The 24,592-nt window shown below is 63.4% G+C and carries 18 protein-coding genes; 15 read left to right on the top strand and 3 right to left on the bottom strand.

All coding sequences use genetic code 11. From position 1 onward, the window contains the following. Positions 1 to 736 (top strand): Ig-like domain-containing protein (locus ACN50D_RS25090; RefSeq protein WP_419970241.1); only part of this gene is annotated, 736 nt, incomplete at its 5' end. Positions 737 to 988: 252 nt separating this feature from the next. After that, complete coding sequence (locus ACN50D_RS25085; RefSeq protein ID WP_212633822.1) at positions 989 to 4,171, top strand: beta strand repeat-containing protein; 3,183 nt, start codon at positions 989 to 991, stop codon at positions 4,169 to 4,171. Positions 4,172 to 4,181: 10 nt separating this feature from the next. On the opposite strand, the gene ACN50D_RS25080 is transcribed toward ACN50D_RS25085, so the two are convergent. Next, positions 4,182 to 5,021: a hypothetical protein gene (locus tag ACN50D_RS25080; RefSeq protein ID WP_212633823.1), complete on the bottom strand. Its 840-nt coding sequence runs from the start codon at positions 5,019 to 5,021 to the stop codon at positions 4,182 to 4,184. 93 nt (positions 5,022 to 5,114) lie between these two features. Here ACN50D_RS25080 and ACN50D_RS25075 point away from each other — a divergent pair, with 93 nt between their 5' ends. From ACN50D_RS25075 to ACN50D_RS25065, 3 genes are read left to right on the top strand one after another with little or no spacing between them, the layout of a single operon-like run. Continuing rightward, entirely contained in the window at positions 5,115 to 5,870 is a 756-nt protein-coding gene (locus ACN50D_RS25075) for a lysophospholipid acyltransferase family protein (RefSeq protein WP_003943903.1), read from the top strand. A gap of 3 nt (positions 5,871 to 5,873) precedes the next feature. Continuing rightward, complete coding sequence (locus ACN50D_RS25070; protein ID WP_058038054.1) at positions 5,874 to 6,608, top strand: lysophospholipid acyltransferase family protein; 735 nt, start codon at positions 5,874 to 5,876, stop codon at positions 6,606 to 6,608. Positions 6,609 to 6,661: 53 nt separating this feature from the next. Then, positions 6,662 to 7,483 (top strand): Cof-type HAD-IIB family hydrolase, encoded by an 822-nt coding sequence (locus ACN50D_RS25065; protein ID WP_037131235.1) that lies wholly within the window; start codon positions 6,662 to 6,664, stop codon positions 7,481 to 7,483. A gap of 37 nt (positions 7,484 to 7,520) precedes the next feature. Here the strand turns inward: ACN50D_RS25065 and ACN50D_RS25060 are convergent, their stop codons facing one another. Continuing rightward, entirely contained in the window at positions 7,521 to 9,494 is a 1,974-nt protein-coding gene (locus tag ACN50D_RS25060; RefSeq protein WP_209921550.1) for an N-acetylmuramoyl-L-alanine amidase, read from the bottom strand. Positions 9,495 to 9,825: 331 nt separating this feature from the next. On the opposite strand from ACN50D_RS25060, the gene ACN50D_RS25055 reads away from it, so the two are divergent. Further along, complete coding sequence (locus ACN50D_RS25055; protein WP_204855077.1) at positions 9,826 to 11,388, top strand: SpoIID/LytB domain-containing protein; 1,563 nt, start codon at positions 9,826 to 9,828, stop codon at positions 11,386 to 11,388. Between the two features lie 102 nt (positions 11,389 to 11,490). Here the strand turns inward: ACN50D_RS25055 and ACN50D_RS25050 are convergent, their stop codons facing one another. After that, the gene (locus tag ACN50D_RS25050; RefSeq protein WP_003943944.1) at positions 11,491 to 12,984 is read right to left on the bottom strand and encodes a PucR family transcriptional regulator; all 1,494 of its coding nucleotides are present in this window, start codon (positions 12,982 to 12,984) and stop codon (positions 11,491 to 11,493) included. A 171-nt stretch (positions 12,985 to 13,155) separates the two neighbouring features. Between ACN50D_RS25050 and ACN50D_RS25045 the strand changes: the two genes are divergently transcribed. The 9 genes from ACN50D_RS25045 (at position 13,156) to zomB (ending at position 24,526) form a co-directional block, all read left to right on the top strand. Next, the gene (locus ACN50D_RS25045) at positions 13,156 to 14,559 is read left to right on the top strand and encodes an amino acid permease (protein ID WP_007731826.1); all 1,404 of its coding nucleotides are present in this window, start codon (positions 13,156 to 13,158) and stop codon (positions 14,557 to 14,559) included. Positions 14,560 to 14,649: 90 nt separating this feature from the next. Then, the gene (locus ACN50D_RS25040; RefSeq protein WP_007731825.1) at positions 14,650 to 15,831 is read left to right on the top strand and encodes a thiolase family protein; all 1,182 of its coding nucleotides are present in this window, start codon (positions 14,650 to 14,652) and stop codon (positions 15,829 to 15,831) included. Between the two features lie 2 nt (positions 15,832 to 15,833). Next, positions 15,834 to 16,985, top strand: coding sequence for an acyl-CoA dehydrogenase family protein (locus tag ACN50D_RS25035; RefSeq protein ID WP_007731824.1), 1,152 nt, complete (start codon positions 15,834 to 15,836; stop codon positions 16,983 to 16,985). 110 nt (positions 16,986 to 17,095) lie between these two features. Continuing rightward, positions 17,096 to 18,019, top strand: coding sequence for an MBL fold metallo-hydrolase (locus tag ACN50D_RS25030; RefSeq protein ID WP_212633824.1), 924 nt, complete (start codon positions 17,096 to 17,098; stop codon positions 18,017 to 18,019). 69 nt (positions 18,020 to 18,088) lie between these two features. Beyond that, positions 18,089 to 19,303: a UDP-galactopyranose mutase gene (glf, locus tag ACN50D_RS25025; RefSeq protein ID WP_003943925.1), complete on the top strand. Its 1,215-nt coding sequence runs from the start codon at positions 18,089 to 18,091 to the stop codon at positions 19,301 to 19,303. Next, on the top strand, positions 19,300 to 21,213 hold the full coding sequence (locus ACN50D_RS25020) for a glycosyltransferase (protein ID WP_007731821.1): 1,914 nt from the start codon (positions 19,300 to 19,302) through the stop codon (positions 21,211 to 21,213). The genes glf and ACN50D_RS25020 overlap by 4 nt, the downstream gene beginning before the upstream one ends. Then, a complete protein-coding gene (locus ACN50D_RS25015; protein WP_003943893.1) occupies positions 21,194 to 21,727 on the top strand; it encodes a phosphatase PAP2 family protein in 534 nt (177 codons plus the stop codon). Before ACN50D_RS25020 ends, ACN50D_RS25015 begins: the two co-directional genes overlap by 20 nt. Next, entirely contained in the window at positions 21,724 to 22,629 is a 906-nt protein-coding gene (locus tag ACN50D_RS25010) for a decaprenyl-phosphate phosphoribosyltransferase (RefSeq protein WP_003943808.1), read from the top strand. The genes ACN50D_RS25015 and ACN50D_RS25010 overlap by 4 nt, the downstream gene beginning before the upstream one ends. Then, the gene (gene zomB, locus ACN50D_RS25005; RefSeq protein ID WP_307850542.1) at positions 22,607 to 24,526 is read left to right on the top strand and encodes a flagellar motor control protein ZomB; all 1,920 of its coding nucleotides are present in this window, start codon (positions 22,607 to 22,609) and stop codon (positions 24,524 to 24,526) included. The genes ACN50D_RS25010 and zomB overlap by 23 nt, the downstream gene beginning before the upstream one ends. Positions 24,527 to 24,592: the final 66 nt, after the last annotated feature.

The following is a 24,592-nucleotide window of genomic DNA, read 5'->3' as shown; positions in this document are numbered from 1 at the left end:
GAGTGTTACGGCCGACTTCACCGCCGGTGCTGGCTTTGTCAGCTCGTCGGCGTCGGCTCAGACGGTGACGGTCTCTGATCCGGCTCCGGTCGACAAGGCGACAAAGACGGTGCTGAGTGTTCAGGGTGAAGCCAAGGTCGGACTGCCTGTTGATCTCTTCGCGACAGTGTCCGAAGAAACCTCGGACGCCCTGGTGCCTTCCGGCGGAACGGTCCAGTTCAAGATCGGTGGAGTCGATCAGGGCGCCCCGGTCGCGGTTGTGGACGGAGTTGCCAAGCTGCCGCACGTATTCGGAGCAGAAGGCACCTTTGCAGTCTCGGCTGTATTCAGTGGATCCGGTGTGTTCACGTCGTCCACTGCGGAGTCTGTCGACGTCAATGTCACGGTTCCGACCCCGTCGGATGTCGAAAGCTCTACGTCGTTGACGGCTCCGTCCTCGGCAAAGGTCGGCACGGCGGTGCAGTTGAAGGCTGTGGTCAGTTCTTCCGGCGCGACGTCGGGAACCGTCCAGTTCTTCGACGGAACGACTCCGATCGGAACTGCCGTTGATGTTGTCGGTGGGCAGGCCGTGCTGAGCCACACCTTCACCACGACCGGCAACCATTCGATCACCGCGGTCTACAGCGGAGCCCAGGGCGTCACGGGTTCCACGTCGACTGCATCGGTTGTGAACGTCGGTAACGGGGGTGGTGGCTCCGGTTCGCTCGGTTCACTGTCGCTGCCGTTCGGTTCATGATTCTCCGATGATGTGATGCCCCCTTGCGCCCATAGGTGCAAGGGGGCATTGCTCTTCGGGAATCGCTGATCGGTCGTTAGCTGAACTATTGGCAGTTCGTGAATATTTGTCTGAAATAACTGATACAAGTACTACTTTTGACGGGTACTGTACGAGCGTCCAGCTCCATTCCGATTTCCGCTCTGTTCGAGTGACCTCCTTCCGTGCGGTTCCCGATCCACGTCTGTTGCTAGCTGAGGAGAGTTCGTGTTGGTGAGAAGAAGTTCCGCGGTCGTGGTGGCGGCGTTGGTCGGTGGCGTGCTGGTGGCAGGTGGCGTTGCTTCGGCAGCTCCGACGTCATCTCCCGCGGTGGAGAACTCGATCGGGTTCAAGCTGGGTTGCGATGGTTATGAACATCTGGCTGTTGATATCGCGGATGTGTTTCATTCGACGGGTGTGACGGTGTCTGCACCGGAGAAGGTGGTGGCGGGGTCGACGTTCACCTATCGGGTTCAGCCGAACGTGATGTCGGTGCCGACGGGTGGGCATGCAGGCCGCAGTGTCGGTAAATGGACGCGGCTCAAGTACGACTTCGATATACCTGCTGGGGTGTCGTTGGTGGATGCTCAGGTCGTGGCAGGTACTTCGTCGAATTTGTCCGGTGTAACTCCGTCGGTGATTCGGATCAACGACGGCGGTTCGCCGGATGGCGCGGGTACGCATCTGCGTATTTCGGGGAACAATCAGACTGCTGACTCGAACAACAAGGGCGGTAACGGCCCGAGCACGAGCAAGAACAGTGACGGTGGAATCGAGGTAGGGGCAGGGAAGACCTTCCGGTTGCCCGCGATCGACGTGACGGTGGTTGCCGGTGCCGCGGGTAGTACGGTGCAGCCGAAGTTGCGTGCCACAGATGGTGATTCGGGTGCGTTCAATTCGCCGAAGAATGCGTTCACGTTCTTGCAGTACGAGACCCTTTGGCCGGGGTACTGGGAGCGCTACAACTGCTCTCCGCGCGATTCGAGTGGTGGTGGGTTGAATGCGGGTGGTCAGGCATTGGCCACCGTCAACGTCGTCTCGCAGGCGGCGACCTCGACCACAGTGATATCCGGCGCGGCTGCAACGGTCGGTCAGTCGACCGATTTGGTTGCGCAGGTCTCCCCGGCACCGACAGGCGGCACCGTTCAGTTCAAGGATGGCGGAACTGACATCGGCGCCCCGGTGGCCGTCGTCAATGGCGTTGCCACACTGCCACATACATTCACCGCGGCAGGCGATCACTCCATCACCGCTGTATACGACGGTGTTCTCGAGTTTCTGACATCCACGTCACCAGCACGCACAGTGAGCGTGGCCGCTGCCGATGTACAGACGACTGCGTCGTTGACAGTGCCGAGTAGTGCCGTCGAGCAGACCTCGGTCGCGCTGACCGCAAACATCTCACCGGCAGCTAACGGCGGAACGGTCCAGTTCAAGGACGGTGGCATCGACATCGGCGGACCCATCGCGGTGACTGGCGGAGCGGCGACCCTGGATCACACGTTCACCACGACGGGATCACACTCGATCACTGCGGTCTACTCAGGTACTGCAGGTTTTGGTGGTTCGACCGCGCAAGCTCAGACCATCGAGATCTCGAGCTCAGCGCTGAGTACGACTACAACGCTTCAAGTTCCGGCTACGGCGGTTACGGGTACTGCTGTTGATCTGACGGCGACGGTTGCTCCGAACAACGCTGTGGGTTCGGTGCAGTTCAAGTCGAACGGCACTGCGATCGGTTCGCCGGTTGCAGTTGCGTCAGGTGTCGCGACGCTGTCGCATGCATTCGATACTGCTGGTGCACAAAGTGTTACGGCTGACTTCACTGCTGGTGCAGGGTTTGTGAGTTCGTCGGCGCCTGCTCAGACGGTGACGGTGTCTGATCCGGCTCCGGTGGATGTGGAGACGACGACGTCGCTCTCGGTTCCCGCGACTGCCATCACGGGTACGGCTGTTGATCTGACCGCGACTGTTGCTCCGAACAATGCTGTGGGTTCGGTGCAGTTCAAGTCGAACGGTGCGGCGATCGGCTCGCCGGTGACAGTCTCCGCGGGTGTTGCGACACTGAGCCATTCGTTCGATGCTGCTGGTGCACAAAGTGTTACGGCTGACTTCACTGCCGGTGCAGGCTTCGTCAGCTCCTCGGCGTCGGCTCAGGCGGTGACGGTGTCTGATCCGGCTCCGGTGGATGTGGTGACGACGACGTCGCTCTCGGTTCCCGCGACGGCGGTTACGGGTACTGCGGTTGATCTGACCGCTACCGTGGCTCCGAACAATGCTGTGGGTTCGGTGCAGTTCAAGTCGAACGGCACGGCAATCGGTGCACCGGTGACGGTGTCCGGTGGCACCGCGACGCTCTCGCATTCCTTCGATACTGCTGGTGCTCAGAGTGTTACGGCTGACTTCACTGCCGGTGCAGGGTTTGTGAGTTCGTCGGCGTCGGCTCGCACGGTGACGGTCTCTGATCCGGCTCCGGTGGATGTCGAGACGACGACGTCGCTCTCGGTTCCCGCGACGGCGGTTACGGGTACGGCGGTTGATCTCACCGCGACGGTTGCTCCGAACAACGCTGTGGGTTCGGTGCAGTTCAAGTCGAACGGCACGGCAATCGGTGCACCGGTGACGGTGTCCGGTGGTACCGCGACCCTCTCGCATTCCTTCGATGCCGCTGGCGCGCAGAGCATTACCGCGAATTTCACCGCTGGTGCCGGATTCAAAAACTCGGTTGCGAGTGCGAAGTCAGTTCAGGTCAGTGTTGCCGACCAGGAATCCGTCGTCGAACTGAATATTCCGACCGACGCCAAAACTGGTGTGGCGACCGACTTGTGGGCAACCGTCCGAACGTCGTCGGATGATGCTGTCGGCGTCGGAACCGTGCAGTTCTACGACGGTGGCGTCGCGATCGGCGGTCCTGAAGCGGTTACGGCCGGCGCTGCCGGCCTGACGCATTCGTTTACCTCTGCGGGTGCGCACAGCATCACTGCGGTCTATTCGGGAGGAACCGGTGTAGTCGGATCCTCGGCCCAGGCGCGGACGGTGAATGTAACGGACCCTGCGCCTTCGGATGTCACCACGGAGACTGTGGTGACGGTGCCTGGTGATGCCGTGGTGAACAAGTCGGTGACGCTGTCGGCGACTGTCAGTTCGGTGCAGAACGGTGGAACGGTGCAGTTCATGGATGGGGATACTCCGATCGGTGACGCTGTTGCAGTGGTCAACGGGATCGCGGCGCTGAACCACACCTTCACCACAACTGGCACGCATTCGATTTCGGCAATCTACAGCGGGGCAACCGGATTCACAGGATCCACCTCGACGGCCCACGCAATTCAGATCAAGGCTGCAACCGGCGGTGGCACGGGCAGCCTCGGTTCAGGAAGCGCTGGCTCGAGCGATTTCCTTCCGTTCGGTTCCTGACCGGAACAGTTCAGGTCGCGGCCCCGAGGCAATATCCCTCGGGGCCGATCGACAGGGTGAACTGCATCGAGCGTGAGTTACCCGTTCCGTCGCGGACGGGCAGGGTGACACGGACGTAGTCGCCGCGAACCGGAGTGACTGTTGCAGCGTCGGCGTCGAAAGACTTGATACCGGCCAGCTGATTCGGATCGAGCTTGAGTGGCGGCTGGCCGGTTGCGCCGGTGCCGTCGGGATCCCACGGGCTGTTGCCGGGGCAGATCAGTGGATAGAACGTCTCGACGTCGCGGGTATTGACCGGCCGTCCCGTGGCGCGTGAGAGAAACCTGACGACGGCGTGGGAAGCGTCGGCCGCGGTGTAGAAGTTTGATTGCCCCGCAGGGAAGACGAACGGGCACGCATAGCCGGAAGCGATCTCCGAGCGCTTGGCGGCGACGGAGAGTCCGCCGCCGCTCCAGGTGACCGCGTACTGGCCGTCGACGCCTGGTGCAGCGATGGCCGTCAAGATGGCGGGCACATCCGAATATCGGTCGGCGATCGTTGTGGGCGGCATCGTCCAGCATGCGTTCGTGAGCGCAGCCACGTCCAAGGACACCAGGTCAGTTGCCCAAGCTGCCAAGGCCGGCGCAGCAGCCGGATTGCCGGGCACGTCACCAACCGGAGGTGGCGCGACCGGCGCAGCGGGCGCAATTGTCGTCGTGGGTGCGAGAGTGGTTGTCGTCGTGGTTTCCGTCGTCGGCGGAGACGGTTCGTCCGTCAGGATTCCCGTCCGTCCGTCGTCCTCACATGCGGTTATCGCCAACGTCATGGCGAGTGCGACTGCCCCCACTGCCGCTCGTCCTGCCGACTTCATTCGTTCGTACGCCCCTTTTGCGACATTCTGACCAACATCCACCCCAGAACTGCTGCGGGTCAGATCACGGATTCCCGTCTACGCTAGCGAACTGTGGATCCCGTTTACAGAACAGTCATCGGCATCGCCCGTACCGTCTTCGCTTTCGAGGGCCTGAAGTTCTCCGTCAAGGGAGAGCAGAACATCCCGGCGTCCGGTGGCGCCGTGATCGCGATCAACCACACCGGGTACATGGACTTCACGTATGCGGGACTGCCGGCACGGACCCCGAAGCGCTACATCCGGTTCATGGCCAAGAAAGAGGTCTTCGACAACAAGATCTCCGGACCGATCATGCGGGCCCTCAAGCACATCCCGGTCGACCGCGGCGCGGGCGCCGACTCCTACAAGGCGGCCGTAGATTTCCTGAAGCGCGGCGAATTGGTGGGCGTGTACCCCGAAGCCACGATCAGTCGGAGCTTCGAGATCAAGGAATTCAAGTCCGGCGCCGCTCGGATGGCGATCGAGGCGGGCGTCCCGATCGTTCCCGTCGTCATCTGGGGCGCTCAGCGCGTGTGGACGAAGGGTTATCCGAAGCGTTTGGGCCGCACCAACACTCCCATCTCCATTGCCGTCGGCGAGCCGATTGCACCTTTCGAGCCGGCGAGTGAGCTGACGGCGAAGCTGCGGTCGACGATGCAGGAGTTGCTGCTCGATCTGCAGAAGAACTACGACCATCCCGCCGGCGAGTACTGGGTGCCGGCCCGCCTCGGTGGCAGCGCGCCGACGCTCGAGCAGGCCGACAAGATGGATGCCGATGAGGCCGAGGCGAAAGCCAAGGCTCGCGAGGCGCGGAAGTCCGAAGGCTGACCGATGTCCTTCGAACCCGTTTACACCGCTGTCGAGGTAGTCGCGCGTGGTTTGAGCGGTTTCCAGGGCGTGAAAGTCACCCGCACCGGGACGGAGCACGTCCCGGTGTCCGGCGGTGCCGTCATCGCGATCAACCACACGAGCTACCTCGATTTCATACCGGCGGCCCTGGCGGTCGGCACCGCGAAACGCAAGCTCAGGGTGATGGCAAAGGCCGAGTTGGCGGACAACAAGGTACTCGGCTTCCTCATGCGTGGATGCGGAGTCATCGAAGTCGATCGCTCTGCCGGAGCGCAGGCGTATCGAGCCGGAGTCGACGCCCTGAAACGGGGCGAACTGGTGGGCGTCTACCCGGAGGCGACGATCAGCCGGAGCTTCGAGATCAAGGAAATGAAATCCGGAGCAGCTCGGATGGCCATCGACGCCGGCGTACCGATAATTCCGCTGATCGTCTGGGGCGCCCAGCGGATCGTCACCAAGGGCGGACCGAAAAATCTGGGCCGCAATCATTTCCCGATCTCGGTGGAGGTGGGTGCGCCGATCGATCCGGTAGAACCCGCCGAAGCGTTGAGCGAGATTCTGCGCATCGAGATGGATGCAATCCTGCGCCACGTGCAGGACGGGTTCGTGCACGAGCCCGGGGCGTACTGGGTGCCTCGCCGACTCGGCGGTGGCGCACCGACGCCGGAGGAAGCCGCGGCCATGGACGCACAGGAACGCGCGAAGCGGGCGCGCTGAGCGAGACCGTCGTACCGGGCAGGCACAATGGCGGTGTGAGCCCAGACCGTCGTATCAGCCCTGACCGCCCAACCTTGGTTGCGACCGATGTCGACGGCACCCTCATCGATCACGACGAGTTGGTCAGTGCCCGCACCCGCGCCGCCGTGCATGCCGTCGTCGAATCCGGCACGCCGTTCCTGCTGGCAACCGGGCGTCCTCCGCGATGGATTTCGCCCGTCGTCGAGGGCTTGGGATACGCGCCACTCGCCGTCTGTGCCAACGGAGCCGTTGTGTACGACAGCTACGCCGACCGCGTCCTCAGCGCCGCGACCTTGTCGGTCGACGCACTCACCGAACTCTCCGAGCTGGCACTGGTTGCACTCCCGGGCGCAGGTTTGGCCGCGGAACGAGTGGGGGAGAGCGCACATGACGCCGCCACCCCACAGTTCGTCAGCTCACCAGATTACGAACACGCCTGGCTCAACCCGGACAACACCGAGATGTCCGAGGACGAAGTGCTTGCGGCGCCGGCCGTCAAACTCCTGATTCGCCGTCCAGGCATGACCAGCACGGCGATGTACGACACGCTCGCCCCGCACGTCGGTGCGCTCGCCGACATGACGTACTCCACCGAGAACGGACTGATCGAACTCTCGGCGCCGGGCATCACGAAGGCGTCGGGCCTGGTTGCTGCCGCGGAGAGGTTCGGCTTCGACCTGTCGGGTCTGGTGGCCTTCGGGGACATGCCCAACGACATCCCGATGCTGGGGATGGCTCGACTCGGCGTCGCCATGGGCAACGCTCACCCCGAAGCCAAAGCCGCAGCCGACGAGGTCACCGACACCAATTCGGCACACGGGGTCGCAAAAGTCCTCGAGCGCTGGTGGTCGTAGAACCCACCAGCGCCCGAGGACGTGTACTGCTCGAGTGTCAGCCGACAGGCGCGCTGTTGGCCATTTCCTGGGCAAAGGTCTCGTTGTAGGTCTTGAGGACCTTCGTGACCATGCCGGTGATCTGGTTGAAGATCAGCGAACCGTTCTCGAAGTCGCTTCGCAGGCCGTCCGGGATCGAGTACTCGTCCGAGATCGGCAATCCCAGTTCACCCGCGTCGGAACCGAAACTCTGCCACGACTTGAAGATCTCGCCGAGCACGGTGAACACTCCGCCGTTCGGCGAGGTGTAGACAGCGCCGTTCTGGAACAGCGCACCCTGGTTGCCGAGCTTCGCCTGCAGAATTCCGGACAGTGCCTGGCCGAGGCGTCCGATCTCGCCACCTTCGGCGATCCACTTCTGCGCGAGCGGTGAATTGTCGGTGATCTGCAGAATCTGTGTGACCAGATCCGGGATCGACGAACCGGTGCCACCGGTGACCGTGTCGACCGGAGTGGTCGGCTTGGGCGCAGGCGTCGACGGATTGGAAGGGTTCGAGGGGTTCAACGTTCCCCCGATGTTCGCGGCCGCGATGTTCCGGATGTCGTTCATGTGTGCGTATGCGGCATCACCCGGGCACGCGGTGTTTCCGACGTCGCGGTGAGCGAAAATGATCGGCAGATCGACTGCTGCGCCCTGCGGGTACGGCGTGAACTCGGTGCCCTCGGAGTACATCGTCGTTCGGCCCTTGGGATCGAGTCCGGCCATGCCGAGCTTCCAACCGAGGAACTTGCCGACGGCGTTGAGCGTCGCCTGCGAAGGCTCGACGGTGGAGTAGTCGCCCATCATCGCGATACCGGTGGTGTTCTCGTTGAATCCACCCGCGTGTGCACCCTGAACTGCCTTGTCGAGTCCGCCTGCGCGGCCTTCGAAGGTCTGACCGTACTTGTCGACGAGGACGTTGTATCCGACGTCGCACCAGCCGAGCGTCTGTGCGTGGTAGGCGTAGATCGAGCGGACGATGCCGGCCGATTCGGCCTTCGTGTAGTTGTTGCTACCTGCCGTGTGGTGAACGGTCGCGCCACCGATGAAGTCGTCGTAGGTGGGGGAGTCGCAGCGAAGTGACTCGTCTGCTCCCCACTGAGCACGGGTGATGACGGACGGTCCGCTGCCGCCGAGCGGCGCTGCGACGGCCTGCAGATTGCTGTCTGCCTCGCTGGCACCCGGGTCGATCAACACGGCGGTGACGGCATCTGCTGCCGTCGTCACCTGGCGAAGCGGCTTGGACACCGAAGCGGGTGTGTACCCGAGTTCGCCGGTGGCTGCGGGTGCTTCAGCGGGGGCAGCTTCCGGAGCGGGCGCGGGGGCAGCTTCCGGAGTCGGGGCCGGCACAACCTCGGCTGCGGGAGCAGCGGCACCCTGCGGCGTGAGGATCTGGATGGACTTGGTCGCGCCGACGAAGACCGGTTCGGTGGCGGTACCGGAGTTGGTGGCCTGATCCGAGCTGGCGGAGTCGATGGCGTCAGGGGTGAACCACGGGCCCCAGGTGCCGTCTTCGGCCAGGGCGCGGACCTTGGACTGCGCCGAGGCGACGGTGTCCGAGGTCAACGCGACCATGCTGAACGGAGTGTCGCGGGTGACTTCCTTGACCACGGCACCTGGCTCTTCCTCGGAAGGAACCGGAGCGGTTTCGGTCGGGGCGCCGGGAGCAGCGGGTGCCGGGAACAGCTCGGTCGGCAGCGTGATCCCGGGAGGTAGCGGGATTTCGGTCGGGAGCTTGAGGTTTCTCAGATCACCGAGGTTGATGTCGGGGAGATCGAGACCGGTCAGCTCCTTGACCGGAATGATGATGTCGGGCACCGACGCGAGGAGCACCTCTGCGATCTGGGTCGGCACTGCTACTGACGTCGTCTCGTTCGCGGAACGTACATCGGACGTAGTGCTCGTGAAGCCGTAGACCGCAAAAGGACTTGCGACAGCCACTGCGGCTACAGCCCCGAGTACGAGCGAGGGCTTCGGTCGACGGTGTGGCAAGGGATTACTCCTCGGTTGTAGTTACTTGCGAGCGAACTTCAGGGCCGATGACGGCCGTGAACGGAATCCTTCAAAACCGGATCCGAGCAGGTCGGATGCCATGTTCTGGGGTTGAACTCCAGTTTTCGGACGCGTACGTCTGCAACTCGTGATGCTGATGTGACTCGTGTGACTGGTGTTGCTAACTCCAAACACTCTTGCCACACTAGTCACAAAAGTCCATAACGCTCAACCTTAGGGTGAGACTTTAGTTAAATCGTTGTGGACTGGCCTGCGCGCGAAGTACCGACTTCGCGGACTCGTGAGGCCGGTAGCGATGAGGAGAGCATTGATGGCGAGAAGCGGAAGAAGCGGAACTGCAGGTAAGAAGCCTGTGTCCGGTCGCGCAGGTCGCTTTCTGGTGGGCGGACCCGGGAGGCGAACCTCGCTGATGCGGATCTCGGTCCTCGGTCTCGTTCCGGCTCTTGCGCTCGGCGTCGCGATCGGAGGTTTCACGCAAATCCGGGCTGAGGAGCCGTCGATCCTGCACGCCGTCGCTGCCGACACGCAATTCACGCTCTCCGGGCACGGCAACGGACATGGCCGTGGAATGGGCCAGTGGGGCGCTTACGGCTACGCCAAGAACGACGGCTGGTCCGGCGAGCGAATCCTCAGTCACTACTACGGGGGGACCGTCCTGGACTCGATGCCGCCCGCCCAGATGAGTGTGCGGCTCACGGCCCAGGACAACTCGACGCTCGACGTCTACTCCGACGCCGGCCTCGTGGTCAACGGTCAGCGCACCGCGCCCGGCGAGGCTGCCCATCTCACTGCGCTGCCCGGTGGCGGTGCGCAGGTAGTGGTCACCAGCGGGTGCGGTGGCGGGGTTGTCTGGGAAGCGGTCACCGACCATCCGTGGGTGGACCCGGTGGACCTCGGTCCTGATCGACCCGCCGACCAGTTCCTGAAGCTGTGCAACAACGACGCGCCCTATCGAGGCGCCCTCGGCGTAGTGCTCGACAACGGCTCGGCTCGGACAGTCAATCTCCTCGACATGGAGGACTACCTGCTCGGCGTGGTGCCGGTCGAAGCGAAGGCCGAATGGGCCGATTCCGGTGGGGCCGAAGCGCTACGGGCGCAAGCCGTGGCAGCACGCTCGTACGCTGCGACCGAGCATCGCAGCTCGTACGCCGACACCTGCGACACTCAGGACTGCCAGGTCTACGGCGGAGCGGGCAAGGAAGATCCCCGCACCACCGAAGCCGTCCGGTCCACCGCCGGCGCCGTTCTGTCGCGTGACGGCAAGATCGTTGCCACCGAATTCTCCTCGTCCACAGGAGGTTACAGCTCCGGCGGTGAATTCCCGGCCGTCGAGGATCTCGGTGACGCCCTTTCTCCGAATCATGACTGGACAGTGAATCTGACCGCAGGGCAGATTGCGGACGCCTTCGATGTGGGTGAGCTGCAATCGCTCAAGATTCTCTCGCGCAACGGATTCGGTACCGACGGCGGGCGAGTGACGGCAGTCGAGGTAGTCGGAACAAATGCAACTGTTGGCGCCACCGGAATTCAGTTCCGCCAGAAACTCGGCCTGAAATCCGACTGGTTCACCATCGGTGACGGTGCGGGTGTGGTAGTGGCACCGGATTCGGAATCGACAGTGCCGGAATCCAATTCGCCATCCGACGATCCATCGGGTACGGTTACGGAGACGCAGATCGAGAAGAAGTATCGGGAGCTCGGCGGTGAAAGCGGCTCTCTCGGTGCTCCTGCCGGCCCGGAGATGCAGTTGCCCTCCGAAGCAGGCACTTTCCGTGTCTACGAAAACGGAACCATCATCTGGACAAAGGTTTTGGGCGCGCAGGTAGTTGATGCCAACGTGCTCCGCGAGTGGATACCGACGGGCGGAAGCTAGGGGAAGGTCGGTCGGTAGCGACTCGCACGTATCGACTCTGAAGGGTCTCTGCCGTAACCCGGCGGAGGCCCTTCAGGTCGTTCAGGGTTCGTTGGTTGTCGGTCAGATGGTCGGGGCGTCGCCGAGCAGGCGGTACTCGAGCCACAACTCCGCACGTTCCGTGGGGGAGCCGAGGTCGAGCTGGAGAAGGCTCTCGATCCGAGCGAGTCTGCTGCGCAACGTATGCCGATGAATATTCAGCGCTGTGGCTGCGGCGTCGCCCACCCCGTTGTGTGCCAACCACATGGCCAAGGTCCGGTAGAGATCGCTACCGCCCTTCGCTTCCAGAAGCGGGCGCAAGTGTGCCGCCGCGAATGCCGTCGAGCGATCCTGGTCGAGAAATGCGGACAATCCGCTCTCCGAGAGTTCGGCGAACCGCATCGAAGGCAGGTTGCGGGCACCGGCCTCGGCTGCTGCCTGCGCGGCTTGGCGTCTGGCGCGCGAGAGATCGTCCCACCACAGCATGTCCGACACGCCGACGGTGACGTCGATTTCGTTGACACGGGCGAGGATTCGCCCGCTGTCGGTAGCCGAGACGACGGCAATCAGTGCACCGTCGGTGATGCCGAACGCCAGATCGCGGCTGAGACCATCGAGCAGTGAGACGGACACGCTCTCGAGCAGGCCACTCGGGCCCGCTACGTGGAAGACCTGGAAAGGCTCGACCGGAAATCCTCCCCACAGTTCCCCGGAGATGTTGCGGGCGAGAGCATTCTGTCCCTCGAACAGCTGATGCATCGCAACGGTACGAAGGTGGTTCATCGTCAGCTGTGCGTCTCGGGTTCGAGCCGTCATCAACGTGAGCAGAGACGCGGCTGCGATGACGATGCCCTGATTCAGTGAACCGACGGCGCCGGGGCAGCCGGCGACGAGGTACCCCATCAGCTTTCCCCTCGACGTCAGCAGCGGATGGGAGATGACGTCCTCGTTCTCACTCGTGAGGAAACTGACTTCCATCGGGCGGGCGTCGCGCTCGGGGGCAGTTCGCTCGATTCCGGCGGCCGCGGCGGTGTGTGAGATCTCGACGGTATGTCCGGCCGAGTCCAGCAGAGCCGCCCATCCGCCGATCAATTCCGCCACCCGTCGTACGACTGCCCGGGTGCCGTTGACCGTCACCGCAGCTTGAAGCAGTCGCCGCAGGCTCTGGTAATTGCTGCGCAGCGCTTTCATGTCGTCGTCGGATTGCGCCTTCGACACCGCTTTGGTCAGGGCGATGAAAGGTGTTCGCAATGGGACGTCGAGAAGGGGCACACTGAAACGGGTGGCCGCATCCACCAGAGTCTGTGGCGCCTGCTCGTATCCGAGGCCGGTTCCGAAACCGATTCCGGCAATTCCGGCCGCCACCAGGGTCCGTACGAATCGGGTCGTTTCCGCGGCCGTCGTCGGTAGTGACACCCCGGTGATGAGTAGTAGTTCACCGCCGTCGAGGAAGGGCGTCGGGTCGGGAAGTTCGGAGACATGTGCCCAGGTCAGGGTGCGATCGAGCTGGTCGTGCCCAGCCAGGACGCGAAGGCCGAACTGTTCGGTCGCACAAAGCTGGCGGAGCGTGATGGGCATGAGTCCAGTCTGACACCTCGAACTCGCCACTTTGTAGTGCCTGCGGTCACGTTTGTACAAAGTGGAGCCTGACGCGAGCTTGCCGAAGGTCCGACACTGGCGCTATCGAAAATGCGCTCCGGATAGAGCGCCACCGAGATCCACGTTCCGAACAGCCCACAAGGAGTACTGATGTCCAGTACAGACCAGCCGGCACTTCAGCACACGCTGAAGAAGCGGCATCTGTCGATGATTGCGATCGCAGGCGTCATCGGCGCCGGACTGTTCGTCGGCTCCGGTGTGGCGATCCAGGAGACGGGACCCGGTGTCCTGATTTCCTACGCGCTTGCCGGCGTCGTCGTCATCCTCGTGATGCGCATGCTCGGTGAGATGTCGGCAGCGTCGCCGGAAACCGGCTCGTTCTCCTCGTACGCCGACAAGGCCATCGGCCGCTGGGCGGGCTTCTCGATCGGCTGGCTGTACGCCTGGTTCTGGATCATCGTGCTCGGCATCGAGGCCACCGCCGGTGCCCTCATCATGAATCGCTGGGTTCCGGGGGTTCCCCAGTGGACCTGGGCATTGATTCTGATGATCGTGCTGACGCTGACCAACATCATCTCGGTCAAGTCGTTCGGCGAGTTCGAGTTCTGGTTCGCCTCCATCAAGGTCGTCGCCATCATCGCGTTCCTCGGCATGGGCATCGTGGCGATCTGCGGATGGATGCCCGGCGTCGAAGCACCCGGAATGACAAACCTGACCGGTCACGGCGGCTTCCTGCCGAACGGAACAGGAGCGATGCTCGCCGCAGTCCTTGTGGTCGTGTTCTCGTTCTTCGGGGCCGAAATCGCCACGATCGCCGCCGGTGAATCGGCCAACCCGCTCGAAGCTGTTCGCGCAGCCGTCAAATCCGTCGTCTGGCGAATTCTCATCTTCTACATCGGCTCGATCGCGGTGGTCGTCACTCTGCTTCCCTGGGACAGCGCGTCGGTTGCACTCAGCCCGTACGTCGCCGTCATGGACTCCTACGGCATTCCGGCCGCGGGCAACATCATGGACGTCGTCGTCCTCACGTCGGTTCTGTCCTGCCTCAACTCCGGTCTCTACACCGCGAGCCGCATGATCTTCTCCCTCGCCGGCCGCGGCGACGCCCCCAAGTCGCTCTCACGTATCGAGAAGACCGGCGTCCCGATGCGCGCTGTCCTGGTCTCGACGATCGTCGGCTTCCTCACCGTCGGCATGAACTACCTCTCCCCGGACAAGGTCTTCCTGTTCCTGGTCAACTCCTCCGGTGCGATCGCGCTGTTCGTCTGGCTGGTCATCTCGGTGTCCCAGCTGCGCACCCGCCGCAAGCTCGAAGCTTCGGGCCAGGAGCTGGAACTCAAGATGTGGTTCTTCCCGTACCTGACCTACGCCACGATCGCCGCCATCATCGCGCTCTGCATCGGCATGCTCACCCTGGACTCGACGCGCAGCCAGATGATCGTGTCCCTGGGACTTGCAGCGATCCTCGTGGGTATCGGGCTCTACCGCTACCGGAACCACAAAGACACCGACGCCGAGGTCGTGCCCGTCGCCGAGAGCGCTCCCACACCCTGACACCAACGTCCCCATCTGCGAGATACTTCGATGTCCTAGTATCGGCCACGGACAGAGAAATCGACGTGAGCACAGCAGATGGGGACAATCATGACCACACCCGAACCGATCGTCATCGTCGACGGGGCCAGGACCCCCGTCGGTAGCTTCGGCGGCGTCTTCAAGGACGTACCCGCGCACGAGTTGGGCGCCGCAGCAGCCAAGGCCGCGCTGAGCCGCGCCGGCGTTGCGCCCGAAGACATCGACGAGGTCGTCATGGGCTGCATCGGCCAGGTCGGCCCGGACGCCTACAACGCACGCCGCGTCGGCATCGCCGCCGGACTGCCCGAGAACGTCCCCGCCTACACCGTCAACCGTCTCTGTGGCAGCGGCCTGCAGGCTGTGTGGTCTGCGGCGATGCAGATGCGATGGGGTGCAGCTGCCATCACGCTCGCCGGCGGTGACGAGAGCATGTCTCGCATGCCCTTCTACGACTTCGCCGCCCGCTCGGGCTACAAGCTCGGTGATCGCAGCCTCGTCGACGGCACCGTCGCCATGCTCACCGACCCGTTCAGCAAGGCTCACATGGGCCGCACTGCCGAAGCCGTCGCCCGTAAGTACGGCGTCAGTCGCGAGCAGCAGGACGAGTTCGCCGTCGAATCTCAGCGCCGCGCCGCTACCGACGCAGCGAAGGCGGCATTCGCCGAGGAAATCACTCCCGTCGAGACCGGTGGTCGGCGCTCCGTCACCGTCACCGAGGACGAGCATCCCAAGCCCGGAACCACCGTCGAAACCCTCGCCAAGCTGCGCCCCGCATTCGAAGAGGGCGGATCCGTCACCGCCGGTAACGCGTCGGGCATCAACGACGGCGCCGGCGCACTCGTCCTCGCTACGGGCACCGAGGCAGCCAAGCGCGGTCTCACCGGACTGGTCACGCTCGAAACCGTCACGACGGCAGCCATGGAGCCCGGCCTGATGGGCTACGCTCCCGTGCTCGCTCTCGAAAAGCTCTTTGCACAAACAGGATTGAAGCCGTCCGACATCGGCACCGCCGAGGTCAACGAGGCGTTCGCTTCGCAGGCCATCGCCGTCATCCGTGACAGTGGCCTGGATCCGGAGAAGACCAACCCGTACGGCGGAGCGATCGCCCTCGGACACCCGGTCGGCGCCACCGGAGCCATCCTGACCCTGCGTGCCGCGCGCGACATGGTTCGCCGCGACCTCGAATTCGGCATCGTCACCATGTGCATCGGCGGCGGTCAGGCACTCGCTGCCCTGCTGAAGCGGGTCTGATCATGGCGACCAAGCGCAAGCCGTCGTGGCACGACGACGAGATCACCGCAGTAGCCGAACTGGCCCGTGGTTTCTTCGATCGTGAACTGATCGCCAAGCGTGAGCAGTGGGACGCTCAGCATCGCGTCGACCGGTCCGTGTGGCTCGAAGCCGGCAAGCTCGGCCTGCTGTGCTGCTCGATTCCCGAGGAATACGGCGGGGGCGGTGGAACTTTCGCGCACGATCTCGCTGTCTTCGAGGCGCAGGGCTACTGCGGTGACTATGCGCTCGGTAACTCCGTGCACAGTGGCATCGTCGCCCACTACGTGCTCGAGTACGGAAGCGAAGAGCAGAAGAAGGCCTGGCTGCCAGGTATGGCGACGGGCGAAATCCTCGGCGCCATCGGAATGACCGAGCCAGGAACAGGTTCCGACCTCAAGGCAATCACCACGTCCGCGATCCGTGACGGTGACCACTACGTCGTGAACGGGTCGAAGACCTTCATCACCAACGGTGGCAGCGCAGACATGATCGTGCTTGCCGTCAAGACCGACCCCAAGGCGGGCGCCAAGGGTGTCTCGCTCCTGATCGTGGATCTTCGTGACTGCGAAGGCTTTGCGGTCGGCCGCGTGCTCGACAAGGTCGGTCAGCATGGCGCCGATACGTCGGAGCTGTCCTTCACCGACGTTCGCGTTCCCGTCTCGAACCTCCTCGGTGAGTCCGAGGGGCTCGGCTTCGGTCAGTTGATGGCGCAGCTGGTGCAGGAACGCCTCATCATCGGCGCGCAGGCCATCGGCACCATCGAGCGTGCAGTCGAGGAGACCGTCGCATACACCAAGGCGCGTCAAGCGTTCGGGCACAGCCTCTTCGAGTTCCAGAACACCGCCTTCGAGCTGGCCGAGTGCCAGACGATCGCACGCACCTGCCGTGTCTTCCTCGACAACTGCATCGAGGATCACCTCAACGGCGAGCTGGACGGCGCAGACGCCGCGATGGTCAAGTACTGGCTCACCGAGCAGCAATGCGCCGTCGTCGACCGGTGCGTGCAGCTCTACGGCGGATACGGCTACATGCGTGAATACCCGATCGCGCGCATGTACGAGGACTCCCGCGTCCAGAAGATCTACGCCGGCGCCAACGAAGTGATGAAGGGCATCATCGCGAAGAGTCTTTGATCACCGGCGTCGAAAACCATTGACACCGACCAGGCACCCACCGAGCATTTCGGTGGGTGCCTTTGTGTGTGCCCACAAGCGGTATCGAGCTGTTCGGAAGGCAAACACTGATGAGCTTCACCATCGACGTCGGGTCGGCACGCGTCACCCAACTGACAGAGCTGGCGCACTGGCCGTTTCCGCCGCGAGAGCTTTTTCCGCACGCGGGTGAGGCGGAGATAGAGGACGCGTCGGCGCGGCTGGCACCGGCGTTCTTCGACGCGGATAGCGGTGACCTCGTACTTGCCATCCACACCTACCTGGTGGAGATCGGCGGCAAGGCCGTCGTCGTCGACACCGGCAACGGAAACAGCAAGCACCGGCCGAACCTCTTGCCGCATCACATGTTCGGCACCGACTACCTCTCACGCTTCGCAGCCACCGGTGTGTCCGTCGACGACGTCGATCTGGTGGTCAGCACACATCTGCACCCTGACCACTGTGGCTGGAACACCGCCCTCGACGCCGAAACCTGGCGGCCTACCTTCCCCCGCGCGACCTACATTTTCGATCGCACCGAACTGGCCGCGCTCCAACAACTCGCCGCCGACGGTCCACACGAAGGAGTGGTCTCGGATCTGGCGCAGACCTTCGAGGACAGCGTCCGTCCCGTTCTGGACGGGGCGAAGTGGGAGGCGGTCGACGACGGCCACGTCCTGGTCGAGTCCGAAGGCACACGCGTCGTCGTGCGCAGCGCGCCCGGCCACACGCCGGGCCACATCGTGATCGAGATTCGCACTGCCGACGGCGGCGCCGTCATCTCCGGCGATGTGGTCCACCATCCGATCCAGTTTCTGTACCCGGACCTCAGTCAGGGCGGCGACGCGGATCCCGAGATCGCGAGGGTCACCCGCCGCGAACTTCTCGAACGCTGCGCGTCGGAGGGACTGCTTCTACTTCCCGCACACTTTCCGGTCGACGAACCGATCGCGATCGAATTCGATTCGAGCGGTGCACCGAGTGCTTCCGGTCCGATCGGTCTCGCAGCGTCCTGACTTGCCGCATCGGCCCTGGTGACGCATCCAACCCTCGGCTTCCGAACAGGTCCGATACCCTGGTTCATCGTGACCGCTGCAAATTCAGAGACCGTCCGTGCCCAGTACGACCTGATCGTCGTCGGTTCGGGATTCTTCGGGCTGACCATCGCCGAGCGTGCCGCTACCCAGCTGGGTAAGCGCGTGCTGGTGTTGGATCGCCGTCACCACCTTGGGGGGAACGCATACTCGGAGGCTGAGCCGGAGACCGGCATCGAGGTCCACAAGTACGGTGCCCACCTGTTCCACACCTCCAACAAGAAGGTCTGGGACTACGTCACCCAGTTCACGGAGTTCACGAACTACCAGCACCGCGTCTTTGCGCTGCACAAGGGGCAGGCGTATCAGTTCCCAATGGGACTCGGTCTCGTGTCGCAGTTCTTCGGTCGGTACTTCACTCCCGAAGAAGCACGCGCCCTCATCGCCGAACAGTCCAGCGAGATCGATTCGAAGGACGCCTCCAATCTCGAAGAGAAGGCGATCTCCCTGATCGGACGCCCGCTCTACGAAGCGTTCGTGCGTGACTACACAGCTAAGCAGTGGCAGACCGACCCCACCGAGTTGCCCGCCGCGAACATCAGCCGCCTGCCGGTCCGCTACAACTTCGACAACCGCTACTTCAACGACACGTACGAGGGCCTGCCCGTCGACGGCTACACGGCGTGGCTCGAGAACATGGCGAAGGATCCGAAGATCGAGGTCCGCCTCGACACCGATTACTTCGACGTCCGCGACGAACTGCGCACCGCCAGCCCCGACGCCCCTGTCATCTACACGGGCCCGCTCGACCGCTACTTCGACTACTCCGAAGGTGCACTGGGATGGCGCACCCTCGATTTCGAGACCGAGGTTCTGCCCACCGGAGACTTCCAGGGCACCCCGGTCATGAACTACAACGACGCCGACGTGCCGTTCACCCGTATCCACGAGTTCCGTCACTTCCATCCGGAGCGCGAGTACCCGACCGACAAGACCGTCATCATGCGTGAGTTCTCACGTGCCGCGGAGGCGAAGGACGAGCCGTACTACCCGATCAACACTCCAGAGGATCGCGAGAAGCTCTCCGCGTACCGCTCACGCGCCAAGAAGGAGACCGCGGAGAACAAGGTCCTCTTCGGTGGGCGTCTCGGCACCTACCAGTACCTGGACATGCACATGGCGATCGCCAGCGCGCTGACGATGTTCGAGAACACCCTGCGCCCGCATCTCGAAACGGGTGCGGAATTGGCAGGGGAGAGCGAATGAACGCACGTCATCTACTCGAAGGCGAAGATGCCGTCAGCGGCGACGAGGTGACCTACCTCGGCAAGTCCCTGCTTCAGCGGATCATCCTGCCCCGCGCCGGTGAGCCGCTCGACGTCCGCACGTTGTACTTGGAAGAGTCCTGGTCCAACAGTCGGCGGGCGCACTCGACCTCGCGCACTTCGGTAGCGCTCGGCGCCGAGACCGAGGTCTCGTTCGCCACGTACTTCAACGCGTTCCCTGCCAGCTACTGGCGTCGATGGTCCATCCTGAAATCGGTGGTCCTTCGTCTCGAGCTGTCCGGCCACGGCCGCGTCGACATCTACCGTTCCAAGGCGGATTCCTCGCGAATTCACGTGGAAGGCAAGGAATTTGCCGACGGCGATGCCGCGGTCGAGTTCGAGGTGGAACTGGCGCCGTTCGAGGACGGTGGCTGGATCTGGTTCGACATCACCACCGATACGGCAGTGGTCGTCGAGAGCGGCGGCTGGTACGCGCCCGTCGAGGCTCCCGGCGAAGCGACTGTCGCCGTTGGTATTCCGACGTTCAACCGTCCGACCGACGCGGTCAAGGCGCTTGCTGCACTGGCTTCGGATCCGTTGGTGTCGGACGTGATCAAGGCCGTCATCATGCCGGATCAGGGCACCCGCAAGGTGCGTGACGAACCCGGATTCGCCGAAGCTGCTGCAGCGCTCGGTGATCGGCTCGCCATTCACGATCAGGGCAACCTCGGCGGCTCGGGCGGATACAGCCGAATCATGTACGAGGCACTCAAGACGACGCAGTGCCAGCACATCCTGTTCATGGACGATGACATCGAGATCGAACCGGACTCGATTCTGCGTGCGCTTTCGTTCTCGCGTTTCGCGAAGTCGCCGATGCTGGTGGGTGGGCAGATGCTCAACCTGCAGGAACGAAGCCACCTCCACGTGATGGGTGAAGTGGTCGACCGCGGCATCTTCATGTGGACCGCGGCACCGAACGTCGAATACGACCACGATTTCTCGAAGAAGCCGCTGCGCGAATCGAAACTCCTGCACCGCCGCATCGACGTCGACTTCAACGGCTGGTGGATGTGCATGATCCCGCGCCAGGTCGCCGAAGAAATCAAGCAGCCGCTACCGCTTTTCATCAAGTGGGACGACTGCGAATACGGTTTGCGCGCAAAGAAAGCCGGATACCCGACCGTCACGCTGCCCGGTGCCGCGATCTGGCACATGGCGTGGAGCGACAAGGACGACGCCATCGACTGGCAGGCGTACTTCCACCTCCGTAACCGTCTGGTGGTGGCCGCGCTCCACATGCCGGGCAACGGCCGTGGCCTCGTGGTCAACACGGTGAAGGCAACGCTCAAGCACCTGCTGTGCCTCGAGTACTCCACCGTCGCGATCCAGAACAAGGCCATCGCGGACTTCCTCGCCGGACCCGAGCACGTCGCGAACATGCTGCCGACGGCACTCGGTGAGGTCCACGCCCAGCGCAAGGAATTCTCCGACGCCGTCGTACTGCCGTCGTCGACTGCGTTGCCGCTGCCCTCCGGTGCGGATGTCGGAGACGTGAGCCTGCCGCTGTCGACCGTCGCGAAGATCACCCGGGTCCTCAGGGCCGGAGTGCACAACGTGAAGCCGGCCAAGCCGGAACACCTCGAGCGCCCTCAGCTCAATGTTCCGACCATCGACGCCCGTTGGTTCCTGCTCTCGCAGGTCGACGGCGTAACCGTCACCACGGCCGACGGTCGCGGCGTCGTCTACCGCAAGCGAAACCCGAAACTCGCGCTCGAACTGCTCAAGGAAGCAACACGGTTGCGCCGCGAACTCGCCGCCCGTTTCCCCGAGCTCAAGAAGCAGTACCAGGACGCCGTTCCTTCACTGACCAGCACGGAAAGGTGGGAACGTGTCTTCGGCATCTCCTGAAGTACAGATTCTGGCCGGGATTCAGTCGACCGTCGGGCAGCTGCCGGGAGCCGTCAAGGTCGCCCGCGGTATGTCTCACTTCGGTGAGCACTCCCTCGGATGGATCGCGATCGCTGCCGTCGGAGCTGCTGTGGACAAGCCGCGTCGACGGGAATGGGCCGGAGCGGCCGTCGGAGCATTCGGTGCACACGCCGCCTCCGTGGTGATCAAACGAGTGGTCAGGCGCAAGCGACCTTCCGATCCTTCGGTGCAGGTCAACGTCTCGACACCGAGCAAGCTCAGCTTCCCGTCATCACACGCGACGTCGACGACGGCGGCGGCTGTGCTGATCGGTCGGCTCACCGGGCTACCCTTACCGGCGTTGCTGGTGCCCCCGATGATGCTCTCGCGTCTGGTCCTGGGAGTTCACTACCCGACCGACGTACTCGCCGGAGCGGCACTGGGAGCCGCATCCGCGGCGGTAGTTCGCCGGGTCGAAGAAGCCAGAGCCGAACAGAAATGTGGAGATAAATGAGCGAGGAACCGGCTACGGTCAGCGGACCCCCGAAGTCCCTGCCCGCCGGCATCGTCAAGGCGCTTCGCCCACGTCAGTGGGTCAAGAACGTCCTTGTGCTGGCAGCGCCCATCGCGGCCGGAACCGCCACCGAAGCCGACGTGCTGTTGCCCGTCGCGCTGGCGTTCGTCGTGTTCTGTATGGCGGCATCAGGCATCTATCTCGTCAACGACGCGATGGATGTCGAAGCCGACCGTGCTCACCCCACGAAGCGATTCCGTCCCATCGCGGCCGGCGTTCTACCCGTCAACATCGCCTACGGCATGGCAGTCGTGCTGCTTGCCGGTGCGATCGGGCTGTCCTTCCTGGCCAACTGGCAACTCGCCGTGGTCATGGGCGTGTACATCGTCATCCAGCTCGCCTACTGCTTCGGTCTCAAGCATCAGGCCGTCATCGACATCTGCATCGTCTCATCCGGCTTCCTGCTTCGAGCGATCGCCGGTGGCGTTGCCGCCGAGATCGATCTCTCGCAGTGGTTCCTGCTGATGATGGCGTTCGGCTCACTCTTCATGGCGGCAGGCAAGCGCTACGCCGAACTGCAGTTGGCCGAGAAGACCGGCGCCAAGATCCGTAAGTCCCTCGAGAGCTACACGATGACGTACCTGCGTTTCGTGTGGACGATGGCAGCGACGACGCTGGTCCTCTGCTACGGACTGTGGGCGTTCCAACAGGACGCCATCAAGGGCACCAACTGGTACGCCATCTCGATGGTGCCGTTCACCATCGCGGTGCTGCGATACGCGGTGGACGTCGACGGCGGCGAAGCCGGAGAGCCTGAGGAGATCGCGCTCGGTGACCGGGTGCTGCAACTCCTCGCGATTGCGTGGATCGGAGTAGTGGGTGTCGCTGTCTACCTCGTCTGAGCCACGCACCGAGGCCGACCCGCACGTCGACACTGCGGCGAATCGCACCACCCTCAGTCGAGGAGTTTTTCTCGGCGGGGTGGTGCTTGCTGCTGCCCTCATGTTCTGGGGTGCGTGGGAGCGTCGCTGGATCGCCGACGACGGACTCATCGTCTTGCGAACCGTCCGCAACCTGCTCGCGGGGAACGGCCCGGTCTTCAACGCGGGTGAGCGTGTCGAGGCGAACACGAGTACCGCGTGGACGTACATCGTCTACGCGTTCAGTTGGCTCACGCAGATCCGTCTCGAATACGTTGTTCTGACGATCGCGCTCGTACTCTCGACTGCTGCCGTCGTGTTGGCGATGCTCGGCACCGGTCGTCTGTACCGCGGCGTTCGGCCGTCGGCGGGCGGAACGATCCTGCTGGTACCGGCAGGTGTTCTCGTCTACATCGCGGTTCCGCCTGCGCGAGATTTCGCCACTTCCGGGCTCGAGACATGCTTGGTGATCTTCTGGATCGCGCTCCTGTGGCTACTGCTCGTTCGGTGGGCGCAGGCGTCGACGCCGTCCACGGCGTCGATCCTGACTCTCTCGTTCGTGGCCGGACTCGGACCACTGGTTCGACCCGAGATGGCGATTCCCGGTGCTGCCGCGTTGATGATGATCGTTCTCTCCGCAGGCCTGACCTGGAAGATTCGCACACTGATCGTCGTCGTCGCCGGACTTGTCCCGGTGGCCTATCAGATCTGGCGAATGGGCTACTACGCCTTGCCGTACCCGAACACCGCGGTGTCGAAGGACGCCGGTGGCGCGAAGTGGGCGCAGGGTTTTGCTTACCTGTGGAACCTGGTCGGGCCGTACCTGCTCTGGTTACCGTTGCTGTTCCTGCTCATCGGTGCGCTGCTGCTCGTGTGGCGAAGCCGAGCGGACACACCTACCGCTACCGCAGATCAACCCACACGCCCGCTGTGGCAGCGCTTTCAGCAGTTTCTGCGCACGCCGCGGGCGATTGTCACCTTCATTCTCGGCAGTGGGCTGATCCTCGGGATCTACTCTCTGCGCGTCGGCGGCGACTTCATGCACGGCCGCGTCCTGTTGCCGGTGTTGTTCTGCCTGCTCATCCCGGTGGCGGTCATTCCGTTGCGGGTGCCGGCGCGGGCAGCGTTCGGAAGTAATCGCGACACCGCGATCTTCGGAGTCTCGGCGGTGCTGTGGATCGGCACGATCATCTGGGCCTTCTTCGCCGCGAACACGACGGGTATGCCCGAAGGATCCGTGGTGGGTCGCTCGGGAATCGTCGACGAGCGAGCGTTCTACGCACTCAACACCGGTCACAAGCATCCGATCCTGGCCGAGGACTACCTCGACTATCCGCGAATGCGTGCCATGGTCGAGACCATCGCGCGGACTCCGGAGGGTGGGCTGCTGCTGCCGTCCGCGAGCTACGACTCCTGGTTCGTCGTCCCACCACCCGGACCGATCGAAGAGCCGGCCGAGCACGTCGTCTTCTTCCTCAACCTCGGAATGACGAGCATGAACGTCGGCCTCGACGTTCGGGTGCTCGATCAGATGGGGCTGGCGTACCCCCTGGCAGCTCACACCGAGCGACTCGAGGACGGCCGGATCGGGCACGACAAGAATCTCTATCCGGACTGGGTGGTCGCGGACACGGGAATGATCGACGTTCGACCGTGGCTGCCGTTCTTCCTCGACGAAGACTGGGTTGCGGACGCAAAGCTGGCCATCACCTGCCCGGAAACGCAGGAGTTGCTCACGTCGTACCGCTCCGAGCTGACCTGGGCCAGATTCAAACAGAACTTCCAGCAGGCATTCGACTTCGCGAAGTACCGATTCGACCGGGTTCCGGCCTACGAATTGGAACGCTGCGGTCTCGTTCCACCGGAGTCACCCAGGTGATGTGATCAGCATCACCGACTGTTGAGGGTTTGAATATTTCGATTCAGTAACACCGAATTGATTGGC

Source organism: Rhodococcus sp. SB1D, from assembly GCF_048573875.1.
GTDB lineage: Bacteria > Actinomycetota > Actinomycetes > Mycobacteriales > Mycobacteriaceae > Rhodococcus_F > Rhodococcus_F qingshengii.
Note: the sequence above shows the minus strand (reverse complement) of the source record. Positions and strands in the feature narration are given on the sequence as shown.

Coding starts and splice junctions, on each gene's coding strand:
- ACN50D_RS25080 (WP_212633823.1), bottom strand. CDS start 5,021: ATGAAGTCGGCAGGACGAGCGGCAGTGGGGGCAGTCGCACTCGCCATG.
- ACN50D_RS25070 (WP_058038054.1), top strand. CDS start 5,874: ATGTCCTTCGAACCCGTTTACACCGCTGTCGAGGTAGTCGCGCGTGGT.
- ACN50D_RS25055 (WP_204855077.1), top strand. CDS start 9,826: ATGGCGAGAAGCGGAAGAAGCGGAACTGCAGGTAAGAAGCCTGTGTCC.
- ACN50D_RS25050 (WP_003943944.1), bottom strand. CDS start 12,984: ATGCCCATCACGCTCCGCCAGCTTTGTGCGACCGAACAGTTCGGCCTT.
- ACN50D_RS25045 (WP_007731826.1), top strand. CDS start 13,156: ATGTCCAGTACAGACCAGCCGGCACTTCAGCACACGCTGAAGAAGCGG.
- ACN50D_RS25040 (WP_007731825.1), top strand. CDS start 14,650: ATGACCACACCCGAACCGATCGTCATCGTCGACGGGGCCAGGACCCCC.
- ACN50D_RS25035 (WP_007731824.1), top strand. CDS start 15,834: ATGGCGACCAAGCGCAAGCCGTCGTGGCACGACGACGAGATCACCGCA.
- ACN50D_RS25030 (WP_212633824.1), top strand. CDS start 17,096: ATGAGCTTCACCATCGACGTCGGGTCGGCACGCGTCACCCAACTGACA.
- ACN50D_RS25020 (WP_007731821.1), top strand. CDS start 19,300: ATGAACGCACGTCATCTACTCGAAGGCGAAGATGCCGTCAGCGGCGAC.
- ACN50D_RS25010 (WP_003943808.1), top strand. CDS start 21,724: ATGAGCGAGGAACCGGCTACGGTCAGCGGACCCCCGAAGTCCCTGCCC.